The organism is Pseudomonas sp. P4_C3, from assembly GCF_056402075.1.
In genome coordinates, this window is the sequence record NZ_JBFUIC010000301.1 from 1 (window position 1) to 4,759 (window position 4,759).

A 4,759-nucleotide genomic window follows, 5' to 3' on the forward strand; every position below is an offset into this window, starting at 1 on the left:
CACTGAGGGTAACAGCCGCGCCCTGCCCCCGGTCGCGAGCAACAGACGGGCGTAATGCAACCAACTGCCGTCGGCCAACTGCAATCGATGCTGCTGCGGATCGAGTTTTTTCACCGGGTTACCGGCCAGGTGTTCGATGTCCAGTTCGGCGAGTCGAGCGCTATCGCACAAACTGCAACCCGCCAGTTCAACCGTGCCCTGTAACAGCCCTTTGGACAGCGGCGGACGTTCGTAGGGCGGGTGGGATTYGTCGCCGATCAGGATCAGGCGACCGCGATAACCTTCGGCCCGCAGGGTCAGGGCCGCGCGGCCACCGGCATGCCCGGCGCCAACGATAACCAGTGGAGCATTGGCAGGATTCATGGCACAGACTCCGGGCAGTTAAACCGAAATGGCGAGCAAGACACGCCCCGCCTCGACCCGGACCGGATAGGTCTTGAGGTTGACGCACACCGGCGCACCCAGGGCTTTGCCGGAGCGGTAGTCGAAGCGTCCGTTGTGCTTGGGGCACTCGATGACATGCTCCATCACCAGGCCATCGGCGAGGTGGATGGACTCATGGGTGCACAGACCCGCGGTGGCGAAGAACTCGTCGTCTGCGGAGCGGTAGACGGCATAGGTGTGCGGGCCATGGTCGAAACGAATGACATCTTCTTCATTTATTTCGCCCACGGCACAGACATCGATCCATTGATCGGTCATGGCGTTTTCTCTTGTTAGTGGTAAAAACGGGAAGGTGTCAGGCCGGCGTTGCTTCAGGTTCTGCCTGGGCGTTGGCGGCCGGCGCTGCGCGTTGGGGCAAAGGGCGACGCACGTAATGGGTCGGGTCTTTGCGCTGCTTCCAGATAGTCGGGAGGATTTCCCGGAAGGCCTCGAACAGGCTGGTGTACGGCGGCGGGCAGTCGTGGCGAATCTCTTCGTGAAGCTGCGCCAGCGCATGAAACGGCACCATCGGGTACATGTGATGCTCGAGGTGATAGTTCATGTCGAGGTACATAAAGCGCAGCAGCGGGTTCATGTAAATGGTCCGGCAGTTGCTGCGATGATCGAGCACATCCTCGGCCAGGCCGACATGCTGTGTCAGGCCGAACAGGTAGGACAGCCAGCCGCCGTACAGGGTTGGCAAACCGATAAACATCAGCGGCAACCAGCTCTGCAGATACAACGCAGCCGCCAGAGTCAGCCCATAAATCACCAGCCAGATGCGCGCCGCCGTAAAGACCTTGGGCCACTCGGACTCGGGGATGAAGGTCTGCTCTTCTTCAGCCATTCGCCCGGTCGCATGCCGGCAGACCGACCACATCGTTTTGATTGCATAAGGCATCCTGAACAGGCTTAGCACCATCATGATCAGGCTCGGCGGGCGCGGCTCGACGATCTCCGGGTCGCGGCCGACGATGATGGTATCGGTGTGGTGCCGGGCGTGGCTCCAGCGCCAGACATGGGGTTCGAACATGAACATGAAGCTCGACAAATGGTAGACCGCATCATTCATCCAGCGGGTTTTGAACGCCGTGCCATGACCGGCTTCATGCCAACGGGCATTCGACGCCGTGCCGTAGAGCAACCCGTAGGCGAAGAAGAACGGAACGCAGGCCCAGGAGCCCCAGAACCAGTAGCCACCGAACCCGGTGACGACCATCGAGAGCAGCCAGATCGCGGTATCGCGCAAGGCCGGGCCGTCGCGGCGCTGCATCAATTCCTTCATGCGTTTACGGGAAATGGGCGATTGGTACCAACTGGCTGACACCAGGCCTTTTTCCGCCGCTTTGGCGGCTTCGGGACCGATCAATCGATAATCCCGAGGCACGGGTTTATCGGGGCGTTCATAGGCTGCGTTTTGTTCAGGCATTTTATTGTTCTCCGCAAGCTTGATGGTTTTGGGCACTTGCTTCGATGCGGGATCACATCGCTTGCGAAAAGATAGAGAGCGCACTGATTACCCTCAAGCCCTTGATTACATTCCCTATCAAGCTATCATCCAGGCCCATTGAAGCTTGATAGTTTTCTATCAAAGCGTTTGCCGGGGCCGCCATGAACACCACTAAACGCCCAACCATCGCCACCGTCGCCGAGCACGCTGGCTTGAGTGTCGCCACCGTGGACCGGGTGCTCAACGCCAGGGCGCCGGTCAACCCGGACACCGCCGAACAGGTGTTCCAGGCCGCCGAGGCGGTGGGTTATTTCGCTGCCCGACTGATCGGCCAGCGGATCCGCGAACGACGTCCCAGCTACCGTTTCGGCATCCTCTTGCTTGGCACCGCCCAGGCGTTTTATAGCAACGTGGCCGCCGCCATCACTGAAGCAGCACAGCGTCAAACCGGCGCCAACTTGAGCATTCAATTCGAGTACGTTTTCGATCGCACGCCCAGCGCGATCATTGCCCAGATCGAACAACTGGCAGTGCAGTGCGATGGCTTGGCTGTGGTCAGCTTTGCACATCCATTGATCAATGCCGCCATCGCTCAGATCAGAGAGGCCGGCGTGCCGGTGATTGCGCTGCTCTCCGATATCCACGAGGCGGCGGATGAGCCTTATATCGGCCAGGATAATCACCAGGTCGGACGCACCATGGGTTGGCTGATGGCTCACACCTGTGGCGCCCGCAAAGGCAGCGTCGGGGTGTTGCTCGGTGGCCACCGTTTCCTCGGCCATCAGGCGCGGGTCGAGGGGCTGCGCAGTTACCTGACAGAGCACGCACCGGGGTTGCGGCTGCTTGAAGCGGTGATCAACCTGGACAATAACGACATCACCGAAGAGGYCACGCTGGACCTGCTGGCGCGGCATGCCGACTTGCGAGGTGTGTGCGTGGTCGGCGGTGGCGGCGACGGCATCATCAGTGCTCTGTCGCAGCTACCGAAACGACCGTCGTTGTGCTGCATCCTGCAAGAGTCGACCGAGCTGTCGCGCCAGGCCATGGCGCAGGGATTGATCAGCCTGGTCATCGATTCCCAGCCGCGATTGCTGGCGGCAGCGCTGGTCGACTTGCTGATCGAATTGCAGACCACGCCGGACTTCGATCCTGTCCGGCATCGAATTCATATTCCACTGCAGATCATGACCTCAGAAAACGCCCGCCCCTGAACCTGTGGCGAGGGAGCTTGCTCCCGCTGGGGTGCATAGCGCCCCCAATATGGTAATCGTGGTCTTTCAGATAGAACCCAGTGATCGGGTTTGGGGCTGCTGCGCAGCCCAGCGGGAGCAAGCTCCCTCGCCACAGGGTCGTGTTTCAGTCAACTCAACCTAGGTCAGGGCTCGCACGAAAAGCATCGGCGCTCAACCCAAACCGGTTCATCTTGTTGTACAGCCCGCCACGGGAAACGTTCAGCTGTCTGGCGGCCAGGCGGATGTTGCCGCGGGTATCCCTGAGGGCCGTGATGATCGCGTTCATTTCATGGGTGCCGAGGTCCAGGGCTGCCCGAGGTTCAGGCACACTTCCCGGTGCCGAAGGCCGCAGTCTTTGTTTGATTTCGAGCGGTAGATCTGCGGATTCGATCAGTTCGGTCACTGCCAGATTGGTCGCGCGTTCAATGGTGTTTTCCAGCTCGCGAACATTGCCTGGCCAGTGGTGGGCGCAAAGAATATCCAGCGCCTGTGGCGAGATGCCCTGCACCGATTTGCGCAGCGAGCGTGCGCAACGACCGAGAAAATGTTGCGCCAGCAAGGGCACATCCTCGCGGCGCATCCGCAGTGGTGGAACCGTCAAGTTCAGTACGTTGAGCCGGTAGTAAAGATCCTCACGGAACGCACCATCGGCCACCGCCTGACTCAAGTTGCGGTGGGTGGCCGCGATGATGCGCACATTCACCTGCCGGGATTTCTTTGCGCCCACCCGCGTCACCTCGCCTTCTTGCAAGACCCGCAGCAGGCTGACCTGGGCATCAAAAGACATGTCACCGATTTCGTCGAGGAAGATCGTTCCGCCATCGGCCAATTCGAACTTACCGGCCGAACCGCCGCGGGCCGATCCGGTGAAGGCGCCCTCGACATGCCCGAACAGTTCGCTCTGCACCAGATCTCGCGGAATGGCCCCGCAATTGACCGCCACAAAAGGACCACTGCAGCGGTCACTGCCATTATGAATCGCCTGGGCGAACAACTCCTTGCCGGTGCCGCTTTCGCCCAGGATCAGTGTGGTCGAGTCACTGCGACTGGCGATCCGTCCCAGGTGCAACGCGTCCTGAATGGCTCGCGAACTGCCCTGAATGGTTTCAAAGGTGTAGCTGGCCTGAGTGCCGATGATCCGCCGGGTAATTTCCCGGATGCGCCGGTTCTCCCGCAGCGAGACGATGCGCCCGCCCTGCTCCAGTGAGCACACGGACACCAGGCACGCCAGTTGGCTGCGATCATGCAATTCAAAGGTGCAATCCAGATCTCTTATCCCTTCAGACTGCTGCCCTTCCCCGCCGCGCAGCAGAACCTCATTGGTCAGTTCGCTCCGGCCCAGGCGCTGGAACGGACTGCCCAGCAAATCCAGGCCCACGCGAAACAATTGCCGGGCATAGCGGTTGAGCGCCTTGATGCAGCCGCGCTCATCCAGCACCACCAGTCCCTCGTTCAGCACTTCAAGCACGGTTTGTTGTTCTTCCAGCAAGGCCTGCAGCGCCATCTGCCGTGAAACCGCTTCGGCTGCGGCCTGGACGGTGCCCAGCGTATGGAAATGAAACCAGCCGGGCTCTGCGGTCAGGGTCAGCATGGCCAGTGTCCGGCCCTGGGCATCCCGGATCGGCGCGGCGGCACAATGCATGCGCCGCCGACG

5 protein-coding genes are annotated in these 4,759 nt (G+C 60.8%); 1 reads left to right on the forward strand and 4 read right to left on the reverse strand.

The annotated features are described in order from the left end of the window. From AC1DVH_RS26125 to AC1DVH_RS26135, 3 genes are all read right to left on the reverse strand, one after another. A partial coding sequence (locus AC1DVH_RS26125) for an FAD-dependent oxidoreductase (RefSeq protein ID WP_477756228.1) occupies nt 1–363 on the reverse strand: 363 nt, incomplete at its 3' end. Between the two features lie 18 nt (nt 364–381). Then, nucleotides 382–702: a MocE family 2Fe-2S type ferredoxin gene (locus AC1DVH_RS26130; RefSeq protein WP_007991153.1), complete on the reverse strand. Its 321-nt coding sequence runs from the start codon at nt 700–702 to the stop codon at nt 382–384. Between the two features lie 37 nt (nt 703–739). After that, nucleotides 740–1,852, reverse strand: a complete 1,113-nt coding sequence (locus AC1DVH_RS26135; protein ID WP_477756229.1) for a fatty acid desaturase family protein — start codon at nt 1,850–1,852, stop codon at nt 740–742. 182 nt (nt 1,853–2,034) lie between these two features. On the opposite strand from AC1DVH_RS26135, the gene AC1DVH_RS26140 reads away from it, so the two are divergent. Then, on the forward strand, nt 2,035–3,084 hold the full coding sequence (locus AC1DVH_RS26140) for a LacI family DNA-binding transcriptional regulator (protein ID WP_477756230.1): 1,050 nt from the start codon (nt 2,035–2,037) through the stop codon (nt 3,082–3,084). 154 nt (nt 3,085–3,238) lie between these two features. Here AC1DVH_RS26140 and AC1DVH_RS26145 read toward each other — a convergent pair. Beyond that, nucleotides 3,239–4,759, reverse strand: a 1,521-nt coding sequence (locus tag AC1DVH_RS26145; RefSeq protein ID WP_477756231.1) for a sigma-54 interaction domain-containing protein, incomplete at its 5' end; no start/stop codon positions are given.

Excerpts from the sequence above, each read along its gene's own strand:
- AC1DVH_RS26135 (WP_477756229.1), bottom strand. The coding sequence starts at position 1,852 with ATGCCTGAACAAAACGCAGCCTATGAACGCCCCGATAAACCCGTGCCT.
- AC1DVH_RS26130 (WP_007991153.1), bottom strand. The coding sequence starts at position 702 with ATGACCGATCAATGGATCGATGTCTGTGCCGTGGGCGAAATAAATGAA.